Source organism: Ilumatobacter nonamiensis YM16-303, assembly GCF_000350145.1.
Classification (GTDB): domain Bacteria; phylum Actinomycetota; class Acidimicrobiia; order Acidimicrobiales; family Ilumatobacteraceae; genus Ilumatobacter_A; species Ilumatobacter_A nonamiensis.
In genome coordinates, this window is the sequence record NZ_BAOL01000248.1 from 13,068 (window position 1) to 29,564 (window position 16,497).

Genomic DNA, 16,497 nt, shown 5'->3' on the forward strand with positions numbered 1-16,497 from the left:
GTTCACATTCGGCGTTCTACGCTGCACGTCGTGACATTTGCGGGCCGGGAGCGCGATGCGGAGTACCTGCTACGGGTCCTCGACGCCGCGCCGGCCGCGGTGATGGTGATCGATGAGGATCTGAAGATCCAGTGGACGAACTCGACCGCGGTCGACCTCTTCGGGTTCTCCTTCGAACATGCGATCGGACGCTCGGTGCTCGAGTACATCGACCCCGACTGGAACCCGCTGGCGTTCGACTCCGTCGTGTCCGCGCTCGGTGGGAAGGGCCTCCGCCAACCGATGCTCTTTCGAGCGATCGCCGAGGACGGAACCAAGACCATCGTCGAGGTCACGGCGAACGTGCAGCTCCACGACGAACTCGTCGGCGGGATGGTGGTGTACGTGCGCACGTGGGACGAGCGCTGGTTGCTCGACCAGGTGCTGCACGCGATGGCGTCCGGTGAGCCCGCCGAGCACACGTTGGGCCTCCTCGTCCGCGTCGCAGGAGCCGAGACGATCGGGGCTCCCGCCTCGCTGCTCTACGACCCCGACGGCGGCCGCGTCTCGGGGATCGTCGCAGCAGCGGAGCTCCCCTCGGACCTGCGCGGGCCCGAAGTCGGGTGCGACACCGAACTGGTGGACATCTGGGCTCCGCTCCTCGGATCGGCGGAGGGACGGGTCCACAAGGTGGCCGATCTGCCCGACCGGCTGCGATGTCCGGCGACCGATCGCGGATACCAGACCTTGTGGATCTGGCCGTCGGCGCACAACGACGACCCACTCCGGTCAGCGTGGGCGCTGGCCTGGAGGCGCGAGGAGCACACCGACGTCGACGAGACGCGCCGGATGATGATGGCGCGCCTCGGCACGCTGGTCGGCATGATCATCGACGGCGCTCGGGCCGACGCCGCGCAGACGTATGCGGCGGCGCACGACTCGCTCACCGGGCTGCTGAATCGGGCGGCATTCCACGACCGGCTGAACGGCTTCATCGCCGATGTGGACACCGACGCTGGTGCCGGAATCGGTGTCGTCTATGTCGATCTCGACGGGTTCAAACCGATCAACGATGCGCTCGGACACGGTGCGGGAGACCGGGTGCTGGTCGAGATCGCCCATCGACTCTCGGAGATGGCGCCTGCGGGGTCGATCCTGGCCCGGCTCGGGGGCGACGAGTTCGCCCTCGCCTGCGGTGCGGAGAGCGTTGATGCCCTTGCCGGCCTTGCGCAGGATCTGACCGAACGTGTGGGCGAACCGGTTCAACTCCGTAGCGGCGAGGCAGTTCGCGTGTCCGCGAGCGCGGGCATCTCCTACCATCGCGGTGACGCGTTGCGACAACAGACCTCGCATCGGCTGGTGGATGCCGCCGATCAGGCGATGTACGCGGCAAAGCGCGCCGGCGACTCGATCTCGTTCGCCGCCGGGTGATGCGGTGGGCCGAGCGGCCGTCGAATACCGTTCGATCATGTCCACTCAGGCGGTTTCGACGGAACGACTCGACGGCGGCGTGCTCCTGTGCCACATCGACGACGGCAAGGCCAACGCGTTGTCCAAGGACATCATCGCTTCGGTACTGGCGGCGCTCGACGAAGCCGAGAGTGACGATTCGGTCACCTCGTTCGTGGTTCATGGGCGCGAAGGCAAGTTCAGTGCGGGCTTCGATCTGAACGTCATGCGATCCGGCGATCTCGCGGCGATGTCGGACCTCGTCTCCGACGGCGGCGAGCTCGTGCGACGGCTGTACGACGCGAGCGTGCCCGTCGTTGCCGCGTGTACCGGCCACGCACTCGCGGCCGGCGCGCTCGTGCTGCTCGGTTGCGACGTTCGGGTCGGCGCCGACATCGACTGCAAGATCGGACTCAACGAAGTCGCCATCGGAATGGTGCTGCCCGACTGGGCGTTCACCATCTCCCTCGCACGGTTGAGCAACCGTCACGTGCAGCGATCGGTCGCCACCGCGCGGATCACCAACGCGGCCGATGCGGTCGATGTCGGCTATCTCGACGAGGTGGCTCCCGCCGACCAGGTGCTCGACGTGGCCGTGGCCCGCGCTGCCGAGTTCGCGGCGCTGCATCCGGGTGCCTACCGCGGCACGGTGGCGAAGCTGCGCGGCGAAGTCGTCTCCACGATGGCGGCGCAGATCGCGGCCGATCGCTCGGCCGGCGCCACACCCACGGTCTGATCCGCTCGTTTCGGGTCCGTTCGCGACCCGTTCGCGACCCGTCCGAGAAGTTTGAGGACGCAACGGGTCGGCTACGTTCCGGGCATGGCTCAACCCACCGTCAACCCGAACATGGAATACCGCCGACTCGGAAGCACCGGCCTGAAGGTCAGCGTGCTCAGCTTCGGCAGTTGGGTCACCTTCGATGCTCAGATCGACAACGCTGCGGCCGTCGAGTGCATCGCCGCCGCGGGCGATGCCGGCTGCAACTTCTTCGACAACGCCGAGGCCTACGCCGGTGGCAAGTCCGAGGAGATCATGGGGCACGCGTTGCGCGAACTCGGCTGGCCGCGTTGGTCGTACGTGCTGACCACGAAGGTGTTCTGGGGCATCCACGGCGAGGTTCCGAACATGCGCAACACGCTGAACCGGAAGTACTTGATGGAGTCGATCGACGGTTCGCTCGAACGCTTCCAGCATGACTTCGTCGACGTGCTCTACTGCCACCGTTCCGATCCGAACACGCCGATCGAGGAGACGGTGCGGGCGATGAGCGACATCATCGACGCCGGCAAAGCCCTGTACTGGGGTACCAGTGAGTGGTCGGCCGACGAGATCCGAGCTGCGATCGAGATCGCCGATCGTCGCAACCTCCACGCTCCGGTCACCGAGCAGAGCCAGTACAACCTGCTCGAACGCAAGAAGGTCGAGCGGGAGTACGCCCGGATCACCGCCGACTACGGATACGGCAACACGATCTGGAGCCCGCTCGCATCGGGTCTGTTGACCGGCAAGTACAAGGACGGCATCCCCGACGACTCCCGTGGGGCGTTGTCCGGCTACGAGTGGCTGCAGGACCGGTTGTCCGACGGCGAAGCGATCGCACGGGTCGAGAAGCTCCGTCCCATCGCCGAACGGCTCGACTGCTCGATGGCCCAACTGTCCCTCGCCTGGGCGACCAAGCACGAGATGGTGTCGTCGGTGATCACCGGCGCGTCGAAGGTGTCCCAGGTCGTCCAGAATTTCGAGGCCGTCGACGTGATCCCCGCGATCACCGACGACGTCCGCGAAGAGATCGAAGCCGCCGTCGGCCGCTGAGCACTTCAGGCATTGCCGAGTGTGGCGGCCGTCGATGTTGCCCGGCTGAGTGACCACAGTCGAACCGACTTCGAGCGACCACGAATCGGGAGCGTCGCGTGCTCGACGAGGTCGTCGGGCTCCGATGACAGGAGGACACGCGTTGCGTCGGCCATGAGCAGGTCGTAGGGCGCGTCCTTCGTCAGCCCCTCGATGCGGGCGGCGGTGTTGACCGCATCGCCGATCACCGTGTACTTCAATCGGCGGACCGTTCCGAGGTTGCCGGCGGTGACCGTCCCGGAATTGATCCCCACTCCGACGCGGAAGTGGGCGCCGTCGAGTCGGTCCGTCATCTCCCGGTCGAATCGCTCCGTCGCTTCGAGAATCTCGACGCCCGCCGCGAGCGCCCGGGAGGCGTGGTCGGACTGGACGGCGGGAACCCCGAACACGGCCATCACGCCGTCGCCGAGGTAGTCGATCACGGCATCGGCATCGACGAGCACGTCGGTCACCACCGCGAGGTAGTCGTTGAGGATGCCGACCACCTCCTGGGGATCGCGCTGCTCCGAGAACGTCGTGAACCCACGCAGGTCGCTGAACAAGACGGTCACTTCGCGACTCGTGGCCCGGAGCAGGTCACCGTTCGGATCCGCATCGACGATGTCACGGACCACGTCGGGAGGGACGAACCGACCGAAGACCTCGCGCACCTGTCGCCGAGCGCGGACCTCGAATGCGTAGTTCACGCCGATCGCCGCTGCAGCGGCACCGATCAATCCGACGATCGGCGCCACCACCGGCAGGATCGATCCGAGGTTGAACGCGACCTGGGCGACGACCAACCAGCCGAGCGCGAGTGCGCACACCAGCACGACCCCGCGCAGTGCGGCCTGGCGCGCCGCCAGGAGGGGAGCGACGCACGCGAGCAGGGTGAGGAGCAGTTGGACGGCAGGCGGTGGGGTACGGAGCGGGACGTCATCGTTGAGTGTCTGGATCGCATCGGCATGCAGCTCCGCACGGCTGGTGTTCTCGCTCAGCGAGGTCTGCACCGTGTCCTGGAGTTCCTGCGCGGTGGGACCCACGATCGCGATCTTCCCGGCGATCTGCTCCGGGGGAACGGTCCCGTTGACCAGCGACAGGAACGAGACCTGCTCGACCGTGCCGGTCGGACCGGGAAGGTCGATCGTCGCGCCTTCGCTGCCGGTCACGTCATTCGAGAGTTCCTCGCCGGTGACCTGTTCGACCGCCACGACGGGCAGCGTCGGGAGCTGGGCGAGACCGGCCGCACCGGTCGTGCCGTCATCGTCATCATCGCCGTGCATCGTGTGATCGAACCGGCGGACCACACCGTCGTCGTCGGGTTCGAATCGACCGTTCGCGGCACGCACCCCAGGGATCTCGAGCGCTCCCGCTCCGCCGAGCACCACAGGTGTGCCGTCGGACTCGGAGCGCACGGCGGACAGGGTCACCGACGGGGCGTCGGCGAGCGACGCCAGGAACGCAGGATCTCGATCGTCGGAGCTCGTCGTCACGTCGAGCACGATCGCCACGGCACCGGCATCGGTCAGAGCATCGATCGCTCGGGCGTGGAGTCCGAGCGGCAGCGGATACGACTCGTCGATCTCCTGCAGCGTGACGTCATCGATTCCGATGACCACCAGGTCGGGCGGTGGATCTTCCGAGCCCCGGAGCCGAAATCGCGCATCGATCGTCGGGAGTTCGGCCTCCTCGAACACCTCGCTGATCTGGGCGAACAGGACGACCGCGGCCACCGCAGCGAGGACCTTCAGGAGCACGCGTCGTCGCTGTCGGTCGGGTGACATCCGGGCGAACCTAGCGAAGGCGGGTCGCGTGGACCATGACGGTCTGCGGCCGGCGGGCGGTATGACAGCGCCGATACCCTGCCCGGCGATGTCCGGACCCGATGACAAGTTGCCGATCAAGATGCTCAACGACCGTGTGCTCGTGAGCACGTCCGACGACGGTGAGCGCAAGTCGTCGGGCGGCATCCTGATTCCTGCCACGGCCGAGATGGCCAAGCGCCTCGTCTGGGCAACCGTCGTCGCGAAGGGTCCGAACGTCCGCTCGTGCGAGGTCGGCGACAAGGTGCTGTTCAGCCCGGACGATCGCTACGAGGTCGAAGTCCAGGGCGATGACTACATCATGTTGCGCGACCGCGAGCTGCACGCCGTGGCGGCAGAGCGGATCGAAGCCTCCACCGGCCTCTATCTCTGACCTGAGATGGCGGGTCCGACCCGTCACGTCGTGCGGAACAACGTTGCGGTCGCAACGGAGTCGGCCAGACTGGGTGGATGGCAGTCTCCACCGACGGCGCATTCGAGCGCGACACCGACTACATCACCGACCGCATCGTCGACGACCCGAACGCCGACTGGCCGGTCGAACCGGGGAGATATCGCCTTGCTGCGGCAGCCGCATGTCCGTGGGCGAATCGGACGACGATCGTGCGCCGGTTGCTCGGACTGGAGGACGCGATCTCGCTCGCTTTCGCGGGACCGACGCATGACGAGCGCAGCTGGCAGTTCGACCTGGACCCCGGCGGCGTCGACCCGGTGCTCGGGATCGAACGCATCCAGGACGCCTACCTGAAGCGATTTCCCGACTATCCGAAGGGCATCACCGTCCCGGCGATCGTCGACATCCCGTCCGGCGTCGTCGTCACCAACGATTTCGCCCAGATCACCCTCGACTTCTCGACCGAGTGGACAGCGCACCATCGCGCCGGAGCGCCCGAGCTGTACCCGGACCACCTGCGCGACGAGATCGACGAGGTGGCCGAGTCGATCTACCACGACGTCAACAACGGCGTGTATCGAACCGGATTCTCGTCACGTCAGGGCGCGTACGACGAGGCGTATCAGGTGCTCTTCGACCGCCTCGACTGGCTCGAGGAACGGTTGACGGCGCAGCGCTATCTCGTCGGCGACACGATCACCGAGGCCGACGTCCGGCTGTTCACGACGCTGGTCCGTTTCGACGCGGTGTACCACAACCACTTCAAGTGCAACAGGAACAAGATCAGTGAGATGCCCGCGCTGTGGGGGTACCTGCGCGACCTGTTCCAGACCCCCGGGTTCGGCGACACGGTCAACTTCGAGCAGGCGAAGGAGCACTACTACGTGGTCCACAAGCCGATCAATCCGACGCAGGTGATCCCGCTCGGTCCGGATCTACGCGGCTTGGCCAGCCCGCACGGACGGGAGGCGCTGGGCGGTCGCCCATTCGGCGACGGCACGCCTCCCGGCCCACCGCGCGAGCGCGAAGCCTTCGGCCACCTCTCCGACGGCCGCCCCTGACCCCGCTCCTTCCCGTTTGTGTTGCAGTTCTGGTTGCCCGGGCAGCCAGAACTGCAACACAAACGGGGGCGAAACGGGATGGGGAGCGGCGGGGTCGGCGTTCGTAGGATGATGCGATGCCGGAGACGACGACCATCGAGGCGACCGACGAACAGCTTGCGGAGGTCAAGTACAACGCCGATGGGCTGGTGACCGCGATCGCCCAGGACGTCGAGAACGGCGATGTGTTGATGCTGGCGTGGATGAACGCCGAGTCGCTGAAGATGACGTTCGACGAGGGTCGGATGGTCTACTGGTCCCGCAGCCGCCAGGAGTTGTGGCGCAAGGGCGACACGAGTGGCGACCGCCAGTTCGTCCGCGAGGCCTACTACGACTGCGATGCGGACGCGCTGCTCTTCAAGGTCGAGCAGGAAGGTGCCGGCGCGTGCCACACCGGTGCTCGGAGCTGCTTCTTCCGTTCGTTCGGATGAGGATCCAACCGTCCCGCGAGGACTTCCACGAGTACGCCGCGTCGTACGGCGTGGTGCCGGTGTGGACCGAGCTGCTCGCCGATCTCGAGACCCCGGTCGCGGCGTACACCAAGCTGGTCGGGGATCGTCCCGGCTTCCTGCTCGAATCGGTCGAGGGTGCCGAGCGGTGGGCGCGATTCTCCTTCGTGGGCTGGAACCCGTCCGCCACCCTGGTGTTGCGGAACGGAACGGTCGAGATCGACGGTCCGTTGCCTGACGACATTCCGACCGACGCCGGAATCCTCTCCGCGATGGAGGCGCTGCTCGCGCAGTACTCGAGTCCCACGTTCGAGGATCTTCCCCCGCTGCACGGCGGGATGATGGGCTTTCTCGGCTACGACGTGATCCGCGAGGTCGAGCACCTCCCCGACACGCCTGCCGACGACCGGGAGTATCCCGATGCCGTGATGTCGGTGATCGGATCACTCGCTGCGTTCGACCACTGGCGCCAACGGGTGTCGCTGATCGAGAGCGTGCCCACGCTCGGGATGTCGAGCGACGAAGTCGACGCGGCCTACGACGCGGCGGTCGCGCGTGTCGAGCAGTCGGTGCGGAATCTGGCGCAGCCTCTCGCGTACACCCCCGTCGAGCCGCCGACGCCCGGCGAGGACCTGCCTCACCTCGAATCGACGATGGGCAACGGCATGTATCAGCGCGCCGTCGAGGTCGCCAAGGAACACGTCGTCGCCGGCGACATCTTCCAGGTCGTGCTGGCCCAGCGCTATGACCTCGACCTCGACGCCGACCCGTTCGACGTCTACCGCGTGCTCCGCCAGGTCAATCCGTCGCCGTACATGTACTTCGTGAAGCATCCCGAGCTGACGATCGTCGGATCGTCGCCGGAGCCGATGGTGCAGCTGCTCGATCGGCGGGTCATCTCACGTCCGATCGCCGGGACTCGCCGCCGCGGCCGCACCGACGAGCACGACCGCCGGATGGCGGCGGAACTGATCGAACACCCGAAGGAACGCGCCGAGCACGTGATGCTGGTCGACCTCGCCCGCAACGACGTCGGGCGTGTCGCGAAGTTCGGATCGATCACCGTCGACGAGCTGATGACCCTCGAGCGGTACAGCCACGTGATGCACATGACATCGCAGGTGTCGGGCGATCTCGTCGACGGTCTCGGCCCGATCGACGTGTTGCGGGCGACGCTCCCGGCCGGCACGGTGAGCGGAGCACCGAAGGTGCGCGCGATGGAGATCATCGACTCGCTCGAACCGGTCAAGCGCGGGCCCTATGCGGGCGTCGTCGGCTACGTCGACTGGTCGGGCAATCTCGACACGGCGATCGCGATCCGTACGATGTTCATCACCGGCGACGGAACGCGCGCGAGCCTCCAGGCTGGTGCGGGAATCGTTGCCGACTCGGTCCCCGACGACGAGGACCTCGAGTGTCGCAACAAGGCCGCCGGCCTGCTGGCGACGATTCCGGCCGCTCGGCGGATGACCGCGGCGCGCCGAGCCGCTGGCACGACCGCCTGATCAGAAGATCAGGATCAGGAGGAAGATCAGCGCCACCGGAATGAAGGTGAGCGCGACGAACGACGCCAGCAACATCGCCACCGGGAATCCGGTGATCGCGCGCATCGCGCTCGTGAGCGCGGGGTAGGTCGGCGAACCGTCGTCGACAGCGCTGCGCAGCCCGGAGAACTGGCGCGACACCTGCACGACACCGACCTCACCTGATTCCTCGGTCACCTGCACGGTCTGGATCAACGTCTGCTCGGAGCCACTGTCGCCCTTGATGAATGCCTGGACCTCGTCGGTCAGTCGATCGCTCGAGCGGCCGACGACCGAGAGACGCCACATCGACCGGACGACCGATCCGATCGCCACGAACACGCCGAGTCCACCGAAGAGGATCCACGCGGTACGAGCTCCACCGTCGAGGGCAGCGAGACCGAGCAGGAACGTCAGGAGACAGATGCCTCCGGCGATCATCAACACACCGGCGCCGAGGCGATTGGCCCGACGGAGCAGGCCGAGAACCGCGTCGACGGTCCGCGCAGCGAGCTGCGCGGTGGTGGGGTTCGTGGAACCGACCGCGTCGGCGTAGATCGCCTCGTCGGTCCCGTCGTGGGGCTCGTCGTCGGAGTTCTCGTTCCAGCCGGTCAGGTCGTCGCTCATGTCGTCAGGAGTCTGGCACGGCAGAATGGATTCATGAACACCGACGACGCAGTGACGGCCACCAGCGAGTTCATCGATGACGCGGCACGCGATCGGGTGACGGTTCGCGGTGCTGACGCCGCGAGTTACCTCCAGTCGCAGATCGCCCAGGAGATCCGCGACCTCGACGTCGGTTCCGCCCGCTGGACGATGGTGCTCGACCCCACCGGGAAGGTCGACTCGTTGGCGCGCATCCGTCGGACCGCCGACGACGAATTCGTGCTCGACACCGACGCCGGCTTCGGCGACGCGCTGCTCGCTCGGATCAATCGGTTCAAGATCCGGGTCGACGCCGAGACGACGGTCGAACACGCCGAGGTCGACTCGCCGTCGGTCGAACACGAACTCGCGCGGATCGCGGCCGGCTGGCCACGGATGGGATCCGAGATCGAACCGGGATCGACCATCCCGACGGCGACGGGCGTCGTTCTCGTCGCGGTCAACTTCCAGAAGGGTTGCTATCCCGGTCAGGAACTGGTCGAGCGGATGGACTCGCGTGGCGCCGACGCCCCACGCACGCTGCGGATCGTCGACCTCTCGTCCGGGGCGGTCCCCGGTGATCCGGTCCACGACTCCGACGGCAAGGAGGTCGGTGCCGTCACGAGCGTGAGTGGCGACGGTGGCCTCGGCCTCGCCTACGTCAAGCGCGGCGCCGACGTCGGGCGTCCTCCCGCCCACCTCACCTGAACCGCCCCACCACGCCCGACCATCGCCCCGCCGGTCCTGATCTGCCCCTCGTGCCCCTGGGAAATTTCGTGGAATCCAGACGCTGACGGTCCCGATCCCTCGAGATTTCGAGCGCAGTCCGCACGGTCACCGGAAATGATGTGGAATCGAGACGCTGTGCGTCCGAATCACACGAAATTTCCTCGGCGCGACCGGAGTCCGACGTCAGGGTGACGGGGTGAGGGTGCTGCGGATGCTGGTGACTTCGGGGTGATGGCGGATCGTGGCCAGTTCCGGGGCGCGGTCGATGGTCACGGCCAACCCCTCGTTCGAGGTGCCGGCCATCGCGGCGGTACGGAGCCAACCGATTGCCGTCTCCTGATCGCCGAGGGCTCCGGCGGAGCGGGCAACGATCGCCGCGGTCAGGGTCTCGGGATGCTGGCGGAACGAGTCGGCTGCGTAGTGCGCCGCATCGTCGAAGCGGCCGGTTTCGAGCAGCATCCTCGCCAGGACGTACTCGTTCGCGCGGTCGCCGTGCGGAAGCGGACGGGGGAGCAGGTCGATCAGCTCGCCCGCCTGCTCGGCGGACAGCCCGACCGGAGGGTTCGTCGGAGTCGGCTGGGGATGGCTCACGGCGGAGAAGAGGATGCGCTTCGCCTTGCCGACCTTGCCGGCGTCGAGTGCATCGGCAGCCACGTTCCACGGTGAGGCGGCGACCTGGGGAGCCTTGCCCGCGTTGAGCATCTGGAACTGCGTGATCAGGAGGAAACCGATGAAGAGTACGAAGCCGCGGTAGCCGGTGCCGACGAGCACGACGGCGCCCACCAGGGTCGCACCGATCGAGAAGTACAGCATGTAGCGATGGGCTCGACCGGGGACGATCGCGTCGAGTCCGTAGGTCGCGATGTGGCCGCCGTCCAGCGGAAGCACGGGGATCAGGTTGAGCAGACCGATCGCCGGACCGGCCCACCAGATCGCCGCCGCGGCCGGCTCATCGAACATCGAGGACACTTCGAGCGGATTCGAGCCCATCGCGATCAGGACGGCCACGCTGACCGCGATCTGGATCCCCGGACCGGCGAACGAGATCCAGGCCTGGCGGGCACGGCTGATCGGTCGTGTGGGTCGATACGACGCGTACCCGGCGAGGAACCCCAGCGAGATCGATGCCTCTGCTCCGGCTCGACGTGCCGCCGTGGCGTGGCCGAGTTCGTGGATGAGGGTGAGCACGGCGAGCGATCCCGCCAACCAGTAGCCGAACGGATCCCGATACAGGAAGACGATCAGCGCCATGAAGATCAGGAATCCGGACTGCACCTTGACGTCGAAGCCGAGAATCCGGAACATCGGTTCAGCCTACGGCGGCGTCGTTGACAGGCGATCTATGCTGAGCAGCCGTATGCCTTACGTCTACAGCTTCGACCACAAGCACCGCCGCCCTCCGATGGAGTACAAGGATCTGCTCGGAGGCAAGGGGGCGAACCTCGCCGAGATGACCAGCGTTCTGAAGCTGCCCGTTCCCGGCGGATTCACCGTGTCCACCGACGCGTGTCGCGCCTACATGGAGTCGGGCTGGCCGTCCGAACTCGACGGTGAGATCGAGAAGCAGGTGGCCAAGCTCGAGAAGGACATGGGCCGCACGCTCGGCGACCCGAAGGATCCGCTGCTCGTGTCGGTGCGCTCGGGTGCCAAGTTCTCGATGCCCGGCATGATGGACACCGTCCTGAACCTCGGGCTCAACGACCGTTCGGTGAAAGGACTCGCGACCTCGACCGACAACGAACGCTTCGCGTACGACAGCTACCGCCGCTTCATCGCGATGTACGCGCGGATCGTGATGGACGCCGAGGGCGAACCGTTCGAGGAACTGCTCGAAGCCGCCCGCGAGAAGGTCGGTGGCAAGACCGATGCCGACATTCCGGCTGACGCGTTGAAGGAACTGTGTGATCAGTACAAGGCGTTGGTGAAGGAGCAGACCGGCAAGCCGTTCCCGCAGAAGCCGATGAAGCAGCTGCGTGGAGCGGTCGAGGCGGTGTTCTCCTCGTGGAACCGTCCGCGTGCCATCGCCTATCGCAACCGCGAACACATCGCACACACCCTCGGCACCGCCGTGAACGTGCAGGCCATGGTGTTCGGCAACCGAGACAACGATTCGGGAACCGGCGTGGGCTTCACCCGCAACGCCGCCACCGGGGAGAACAAGCCGTACGGTGACTTCCTCGTCAACGCGCAGGGAGAAGACGTGGTTGCGGGCATCCGCAACACGCAGAGCCTCGACGACATGATCGGCGTGTTCCCCGAGATCCACGACGAGCTGTTGGAGATCTTCGAGCGACTCGAACGCCACTACCAGGACATGTGCGACACCGAGTTCACCATCGAGCAGGGCAAGCTCTGGATGCTGCAGACGCGGGTGGGCAAGCGCACGGGCGTGGCCGCGTTGAAGATGGCCGTCGAGATGACGAAGGGCACCGGGAAGGGCAAGGATCGCTGGAAGATCAGCCGCGACACCGCCCTCATGCGCGTCACTGCCGACAACCTCGACTCGGTGCTGCACCCGCAGTTCACCGACAAGGGCACGGTGCTCGCGACCGGGCTCGGTGCGTCACCCGGTGCTGCGGTCGGCAAGGTCTACTTCACCGCCGACGAGGCGGCCGACGCAGCGGATCGCGGTGAGGAGATCATCCTCGTCCGCAACGAGACGAGCCCGGAAGACGTCCACGGCATGATGGTCGCGGAAGGCATCCTGACCGCTCGCGGCGGCCTGGTCAGTCACGCAGCGGTCGTCGCTCGCGGTTGGGGCACGCCGGCGATCGTCGGCGCCGAGGCGATCAAGATCTCGGGCAAGCAGTTCAGCGTCGGCGACGTGACCGTCGCAGAGGGCGATGTCATCTCGATCGACGGGACGACGGGTGAGGTCGTGCTGGGCGAGATGCACATGGCCAGTGGCGAACCCCCGCCCGAGTTCGACACGATCCTCCAGTGGGCCGACAAGGTCCGCAAGAACAAGCTCGCCGTGCGCGCCAACGCCGATTCCGGTGAGGACGCGGCCAACGCTCGTGAGCTCGGCGCCGAGGGCATCGGACTGTGCCGAACCGAGCACATGTTCCTCGCTCCGGACCGTCTCCCGGTCGTGCGGCGGATGATCCTGGCCACGACCGACGAGGAAGAGGAGGCAGCGCTCGCCGATCTGCGCGATGTGCAGCAGGCGGACTTCGAAGAGGTGCTCGAAGCAATGGACGGACTCCCGGTCACGATCCGCCTGCTCGACCCGCCGCTCCACGAGTTCCTCCCGCCCGTCGAGGAGTTGAAGATCAAAGAAGCGACGTCGGGCCTGTCGGAGCAGGAGCAGGCCGAACTCGCGGCGGCCGAGAGCTGGGCCGAACACAACCCGATGATCGGCACCCGCGGCGTGCGTCTCGGCGTGATCAAGCCGGGTCTGTACGCGATGCAGGTGCGCGCGCTGCTCGATGCCGCGGCGGCACTCCGAAAGCGCAAGAAGAACCCGATCGTCGAGATCATGATCCCGCTGACGGTCACGCGCGAGGAGTTGGCGCTCGCCCGTTCCTGGGTGCAGGAGGAGGTCGACGCAGCGTTGAAGGGCATGCGCAACAAGCCCGACATCACGATCGGCACGATGATCGAGACGCCGCGAGCAGCGGTTCGCGCCGACGAGATCGCCGAGGTGTCCGACTTCTTCTCGTTCGGTACCAACGATCTCACGCAGCTCACCTTCGGCTTCAGCCGTGACGACGTCGAGAGCCGGATGATGCCAGCCTACCTCGAGCAGGGCCTGTTGAAGCGGAACCCGTTCGACACGATCGACCAGACCGGCGTCGGTGACCTGGTGCGACTCGGTGCCGAGCGCGGTCGCGCGACGAAGAAGAAGCTGAAGCTCGGCGTGTGCGGTGAGCACGGCGGCGATCCCGAGTCGATCGATCTCTTCTATCGCGTGGGACTCGACTACGTGTCGTGCAGCCCGTTCCGCGTGCCGATCGCGCGGTTGAGCGCGGCCCAGGCGATCCTGCGCAACGCCTGACGCGACACACCGCTCGCGAAACACGTTCGGTGACAAGATTCTTGCCCTGAGTGGTATTGCGACCTACTGTGGCCGCATGACCACGAGGGCGGATGGTGGGACGCACTGCAGGTGACCTCGTCGGTCGCGCCAGGTCGCGCGACGTCGACGGGGAAACGTCCGCGCGCGTCGGCGACGCGCTGCTGATGGACGCTGCTCGGGAGGGTGACGCGGAGTCGTACGCCGCCCTCTACGAGCGCCACCGGAGCGATGTCACGCGTCTGGCCCGTCGGCTGTGCCGAGACCGGTACGAGGCCGATGATGTGGTGAGCGAGGTGTTCTGCAACACGCTCCGCGCTCTCCGTGGCGGGTCAGGACCGAGTCCCGTGATGCTGCGTCCCTACCTGCTGCGGTCCGTCCGCAACACGGTGATCAAGATCCGGACGAGGTCGGATACGGGCCACGCCGAGCCGACGGCGCCGCAGGCACTGGATCGCCCAGATGAGCGCGACCCGTTCTTCGCGGCGGGCGCTGTGAGTTCTGCGTTCGGAGCGGTCTCGGATCGTCACCGCCGCGTGCTGTGGTCGGTGGAGGTCGAGGGCACCCCGACCCGTGCGGTTGCCGAGAGTGAGAACATCGCAGCACCGGCGGCCGCATCGCTCGCGTACCGGGCGCGGTGCGCACTGCGACGTGCCTACATCGCCGAGTCGGTGTCGCCGACCTCCGTGCCGGCATGTGTCCCGATCCGCGCCCTGATTCCGGGATTCGTCAGCGGTGGACTTCGCGCCTCCAAGGCGGAGATGGTTCGTCAGCACGGTGACGAGTGCGCCGATTGTGCACGTGTCGTCGAGGCTGCCCGAGATCTGCAGTCATCGCTCAGCAATCGATCCCCGGCGGGAACACTGCTGCTCGGGATCGGAGCGATCCTGTCGCGGATCGGACACGCGGTCGGTGGCTTGGTGGCGGCGACGCCGATCGCCACGGTCGCGGGAACCACGGCCCTCGTCGTCGGACTGGGTGTGATCGTTCCTGAGGAGCCGACTCCTGCCGATGCCGTCGTGCCGATCGTTGCGTCGGCGGCGGGCGAGCCGAGCGACGACACGGTCGCTGCGACGGAGGAGGCCGCCGCTTCGCCCGTCGCCGCATCGCGGATCGAGCCGTCGACCGCGGGTGTCGACGAGTGGGTCGCGCAACTCCGGCGAGTTCCTCCGGGTCGAGCGGTCGTCGATCCGGTACTCGAGTACGACGAATCCGACCGGATCGGCAATGTCGTCCCGGCCGCCCCGCCGATCGAGCCGCCGGTCGCCGACCCGGTCGACGTCGCTTCGCAGAGCGAGGCAGACGACCTCGGCGACGTGGTTCGGACGACGACCGGTGTCGTGGTCGATGTCGTCGACCAGGGCACCGATGTCGTCGACCGGACCACGGACGTGGTCAACTCGATCGTCGGCGACAATCTCGACGCAGTCGTGGAGACGGTGGATCGGACCACCCAGGACCTCCCCGTCGTGAACAGCGTCGTGCAGCCTCCACTCGAGGAGGTCGCGGAAGTCGCAGACCGCGTGGTCGACCAGGTGCTCGACGAGCAGGTGGACGAACTGCTCGGTGCGGTCGACCTGCTCGGTCAGGGTGTCGGCTCGACCGTCGACGGCCTCAGCGACGGCAGCTGAAACGCGCCGGGAGAAAACTTTCGGTTCGAGCGTCATGGAACGGTCGTTCACGGGTGTGCACAGGTGAGGGCAACGCCAATTCCGGCAGTGCCGCTGACCAAGGAGAACATCCATGAATCATCCGAACCGAACCGAAAGGGCGCCCCGTGGGCGCCGACTCGTCGGACTCGTCGGGATCGCCGGGGCAACCCTGGGGCTCGGCATCGTGAGCGGCCCGGCACCCGCTTCGGCTGCCCCAAGCGATGACTGCCTCCTCATCCTGTGCCCGAACGGGGAGATCGAGATCGACCTCGAGATCGACCTCGATCTCCCGACTCGCGGCGACGAGAACCGACCCGAACCGCCGCCGCCCACGCAGCCGCCGCCCCCGCAGCCGACACCCACGACCGTTGCTCCCGGCGGTCTCGAGGTCGACGTCGACCTCGCCGCAGATGTCGACCTCGGCAATCTCGTCGACATCGACGCGCGCGTGCCGGTCGATCTGGGCGTGAACGGTCGAGGCAGCGGAGGTCCGGCGCTCGTCGACGCCGATGTCGTCGTCGAGCCCGAGGCCGAGGTGGAGCTGTTGCCGCAACCGCCGGCGGTCGACGATGGCGTCACCCCCGACCCCGGCGACGTCGGGCCGACCGAGCCCGGGGGGACGACGTCGGCGCTCGCCGACCTCGACGCCGATCTCGTCTGCGGCCTGTCGATTCTCGCCATCGGACCCTCGAACGCGAGTTGCGGTGGCGACATCGTCGGAACGCTCAGCTCCGGACTCGTCGACGCGAACCTGGACGTCGGGATCTGTGACGTCAGCGTGTCGCTGCTCGCGCCGACAGAGCAAGCAGCGTGTTCGTCCGCGGCGGACGACGACGATGACACCGACGACGATGGCACTGACGACGATGGCACTGACGACGACGGCACCGACGACGACGGCACCGACG

General features: G+C 67.0%; 14 protein-coding genes. 11 read left to right on the forward strand and 3 right to left on the reverse strand.

The window, feature by feature from the left end:
• Window positions 1-30: 30 nt before the first annotated feature.
• The 3 genes from ON45_RS21890 to ON45_RS18790 all read left to right on the forward strand — a co-directional run bounded on the left by ON45_RS21890 (window position 31) and on the right by ON45_RS18790 (window position 3,241).
• The gene (locus ON45_RS21890) at window positions 31-1,410 is read left to right on the forward strand and encodes a diguanylate cyclase domain-containing protein (RefSeq protein ID WP_148288773.1); all 1,380 of its coding nucleotides are present in this window, start codon (window positions 31-33) and stop codon (window positions 1,408-1,410) included.
• A 37-nt stretch (window positions 1,411-1,447) separates the two neighbouring features.
• A complete protein-coding gene (locus ON45_RS18785) occupies window positions 1,448-2,164 on the forward strand; it encodes a crotonase/enoyl-CoA hydratase family protein (protein ID WP_040496015.1) in 717 nt (238 codons plus the stop codon).
• 111 nt (window positions 2,165-2,275) lie between these two features.
• Window positions 2,276-3,241, forward strand: coding sequence for an aldo/keto reductase (locus ON45_RS18790; RefSeq protein ID WP_040496016.1), 966 nt, complete (start codon window positions 2,276-2,278; stop codon window positions 3,239-3,241).
• Window positions 3,242-3,246: 5 nt separating this feature from the next.
• Here the strand turns inward: ON45_RS18790 and ON45_RS18795 are convergent, their stop codons facing one another.
• Entirely contained in the window at window positions 3,247-5,043 is a 1,797-nt protein-coding gene (locus ON45_RS18795; RefSeq protein ID WP_158412520.1) for a CHASE2 domain-containing protein, read from the reverse strand.
• Window positions 5,044-5,131: 88 nt separating this feature from the next.
• On the opposite strand from ON45_RS18795, the gene ON45_RS18800 reads away from it, so the two are divergent.
• From ON45_RS18800 to trpE, 4 genes are all read left to right on the forward strand, one after another.
• The gene (locus ON45_RS18800) at window positions 5,132-5,455 is read left to right on the forward strand and encodes a GroES family chaperonin (RefSeq protein ID WP_040495990.1); all 324 of its coding nucleotides are present in this window, start codon (window positions 5,132-5,134) and stop codon (window positions 5,453-5,455) included.
• 77 nt (window positions 5,456-5,532) lie between these two features.
• Window positions 5,533-6,537 (forward strand): glutathione S-transferase family protein, encoded by a 1,005-nt coding sequence (locus ON45_RS18805; protein ID WP_040495991.1) that lies wholly within the window; start codon window positions 5,533-5,535, stop codon window positions 6,535-6,537.
• A gap of 116 nt (window positions 6,538-6,653) precedes the next feature.
• Window positions 6,654-7,007, forward strand: coding sequence for a phosphoribosyl-AMP cyclohydrolase (hisI, locus tag ON45_RS18810; RefSeq protein WP_040495992.1), 354 nt, complete (start codon window positions 6,654-6,656; stop codon window positions 7,005-7,007).
• Complete coding sequence (gene trpE / locus ON45_RS18815) at window positions 7,004-8,530, forward strand: anthranilate synthase component I (protein WP_040495994.1); 1,527 nt, start codon at window positions 7,004-7,006, stop codon at window positions 8,528-8,530. The genes hisI and trpE overlap by 4 nt, the downstream gene beginning before the upstream one ends.
• Here trpE and ON45_RS18820 read toward each other — a convergent pair whose 3' ends face one another.
• Window positions 8,531-9,175 carry a hypothetical protein gene (locus tag ON45_RS18820; RefSeq protein WP_040495995.1) on the reverse strand — a complete coding sequence of 215 codons (645 nt, stop codon included), beginning with the start codon at window positions 9,173-9,175 and terminating at the stop codon, window positions 8,531-8,533.
• Between the two features lie 33 nt (window positions 9,176-9,208).
• Here ON45_RS18820 and ygfZ point away from each other — a divergent pair, with 33 nt between their 5' ends.
• Window positions 9,209-9,901 carry a CAF17-like 4Fe-4S cluster assembly/insertion protein YgfZ gene (gene ygfZ / locus ON45_RS18825; protein WP_040495996.1) on the forward strand — a complete coding sequence of 231 codons (693 nt, stop codon included), beginning with the start codon at window positions 9,209-9,211 and terminating at the stop codon, window positions 9,899-9,901.
• A 204-nt stretch (window positions 9,902-10,105) separates the two neighbouring features.
• On the opposite strand, the gene ON45_RS18830 is transcribed toward ygfZ, so the two are convergent.
• Entirely contained in the window at window positions 10,106-11,227 is a 1,122-nt protein-coding gene (locus ON45_RS18830) for a zinc metalloprotease (protein ID WP_040495998.1), read from the reverse strand.
• Between the two features lie 52 nt (window positions 11,228-11,279).
• Between ON45_RS18830 and ppdK the strand changes: the two genes are divergently transcribed.
• From ppdK to ON45_RS23245, 3 genes are all read left to right on the forward strand, one after another.
• Window positions 11,280-13,919 carry a pyruvate, phosphate dikinase gene (ppdK, locus tag ON45_RS18835; RefSeq protein WP_040496000.1) on the forward strand — a complete coding sequence of 880 codons (2,640 nt, stop codon included), beginning with the start codon at window positions 11,280-11,282 and terminating at the stop codon, window positions 13,917-13,919.
• 92 nt (window positions 13,920-14,011) lie between these two features.
• Window positions 14,012-15,568 carry an RNA polymerase sigma factor gene (locus ON45_RS18840; protein ID WP_040496002.1) on the forward strand — a complete coding sequence of 519 codons (1,557 nt, stop codon included), beginning with the start codon at window positions 14,012-14,014 and terminating at the stop codon, window positions 15,566-15,568.
• A gap of 112 nt (window positions 15,569-15,680) precedes the next feature.
• On the forward strand, window positions 15,681-16,497 hold an 817-nt coding region (locus ON45_RS23245), incomplete at its 3' end, for a hypothetical protein (protein WP_040496003.1).

What these genes read in the sequence shown, in the direction of transcription:
- ppdK (WP_040496000.1), top strand. Translation starts at nt 11,280, where the DNA reads ATGCCTTACGTCTACAGCTTCGACCACAAGCACCGCCGCCCTCCGATG.
- ygfZ (WP_040495996.1), top strand. Translation starts at nt 9,209, where the DNA reads ATGAACACCGACGACGCAGTGACGGCCACCAGCGAGTTCATCGATGAC.
- hisI (WP_040495992.1), top strand. Translation starts at nt 6,654, where the DNA reads ATGCCGGAGACGACGACCATCGAGGCGACCGACGAACAGCTTGCGGAG.
- ON45_RS18805 (WP_040495991.1), top strand. Translation starts at nt 5,533, where the DNA reads ATGGCAGTCTCCACCGACGGCGCATTCGAGCGCGACACCGACTACATC.
- ON45_RS18800 (WP_040495990.1), top strand. Translation starts at nt 5,132, where the DNA reads ATGTCCGGACCCGATGACAAGTTGCCGATCAAGATGCTCAACGACCGT.
- ON45_RS18785 (WP_040496015.1), top strand. Translation starts at nt 1,448, where the DNA reads ATGTCCACTCAGGCGGTTTCGACGGAACGACTCGACGGCGGCGTGCTC.
- ON45_RS18820 (WP_040495995.1), bottom strand. Translation starts at nt 9,175, where the DNA reads ATGAGCGACGACCTGACCGGCTGGAACGAGAACTCCGACGACGAGCCC.
- ON45_RS18790 (WP_040496016.1), top strand. Translation starts at nt 2,276, where the DNA reads ATGGAATACCGCCGACTCGGAAGCACCGGCCTGAAGGTCAGCGTGCTC.
- ON45_RS18840 (WP_040496002.1), top strand. Translation starts at nt 14,012, where the DNA reads ATGGTGGGACGCACTGCAGGTGACCTCGTCGGTCGCGCCAGGTCGCGC.
- ON45_RS18830 (WP_040495998.1), bottom strand. Translation starts at nt 11,227, where the DNA reads ATGTTCCGGATTCTCGGCTTCGACGTCAAGGTGCAGTCCGGATTCCTG.
- trpE (WP_040495994.1), top strand. Translation starts at nt 7,004, where the DNA reads ATGAGGATCCAACCGTCCCGCGAGGACTTCCACGAGTACGCCGCGTCG.
- ON45_RS18795 (WP_158412520.1), bottom strand. Translation starts at nt 5,043, where the DNA reads ATGTCACCCGACCGACAGCGACGACGCGTGCTCCTGAAGGTCCTCGCT.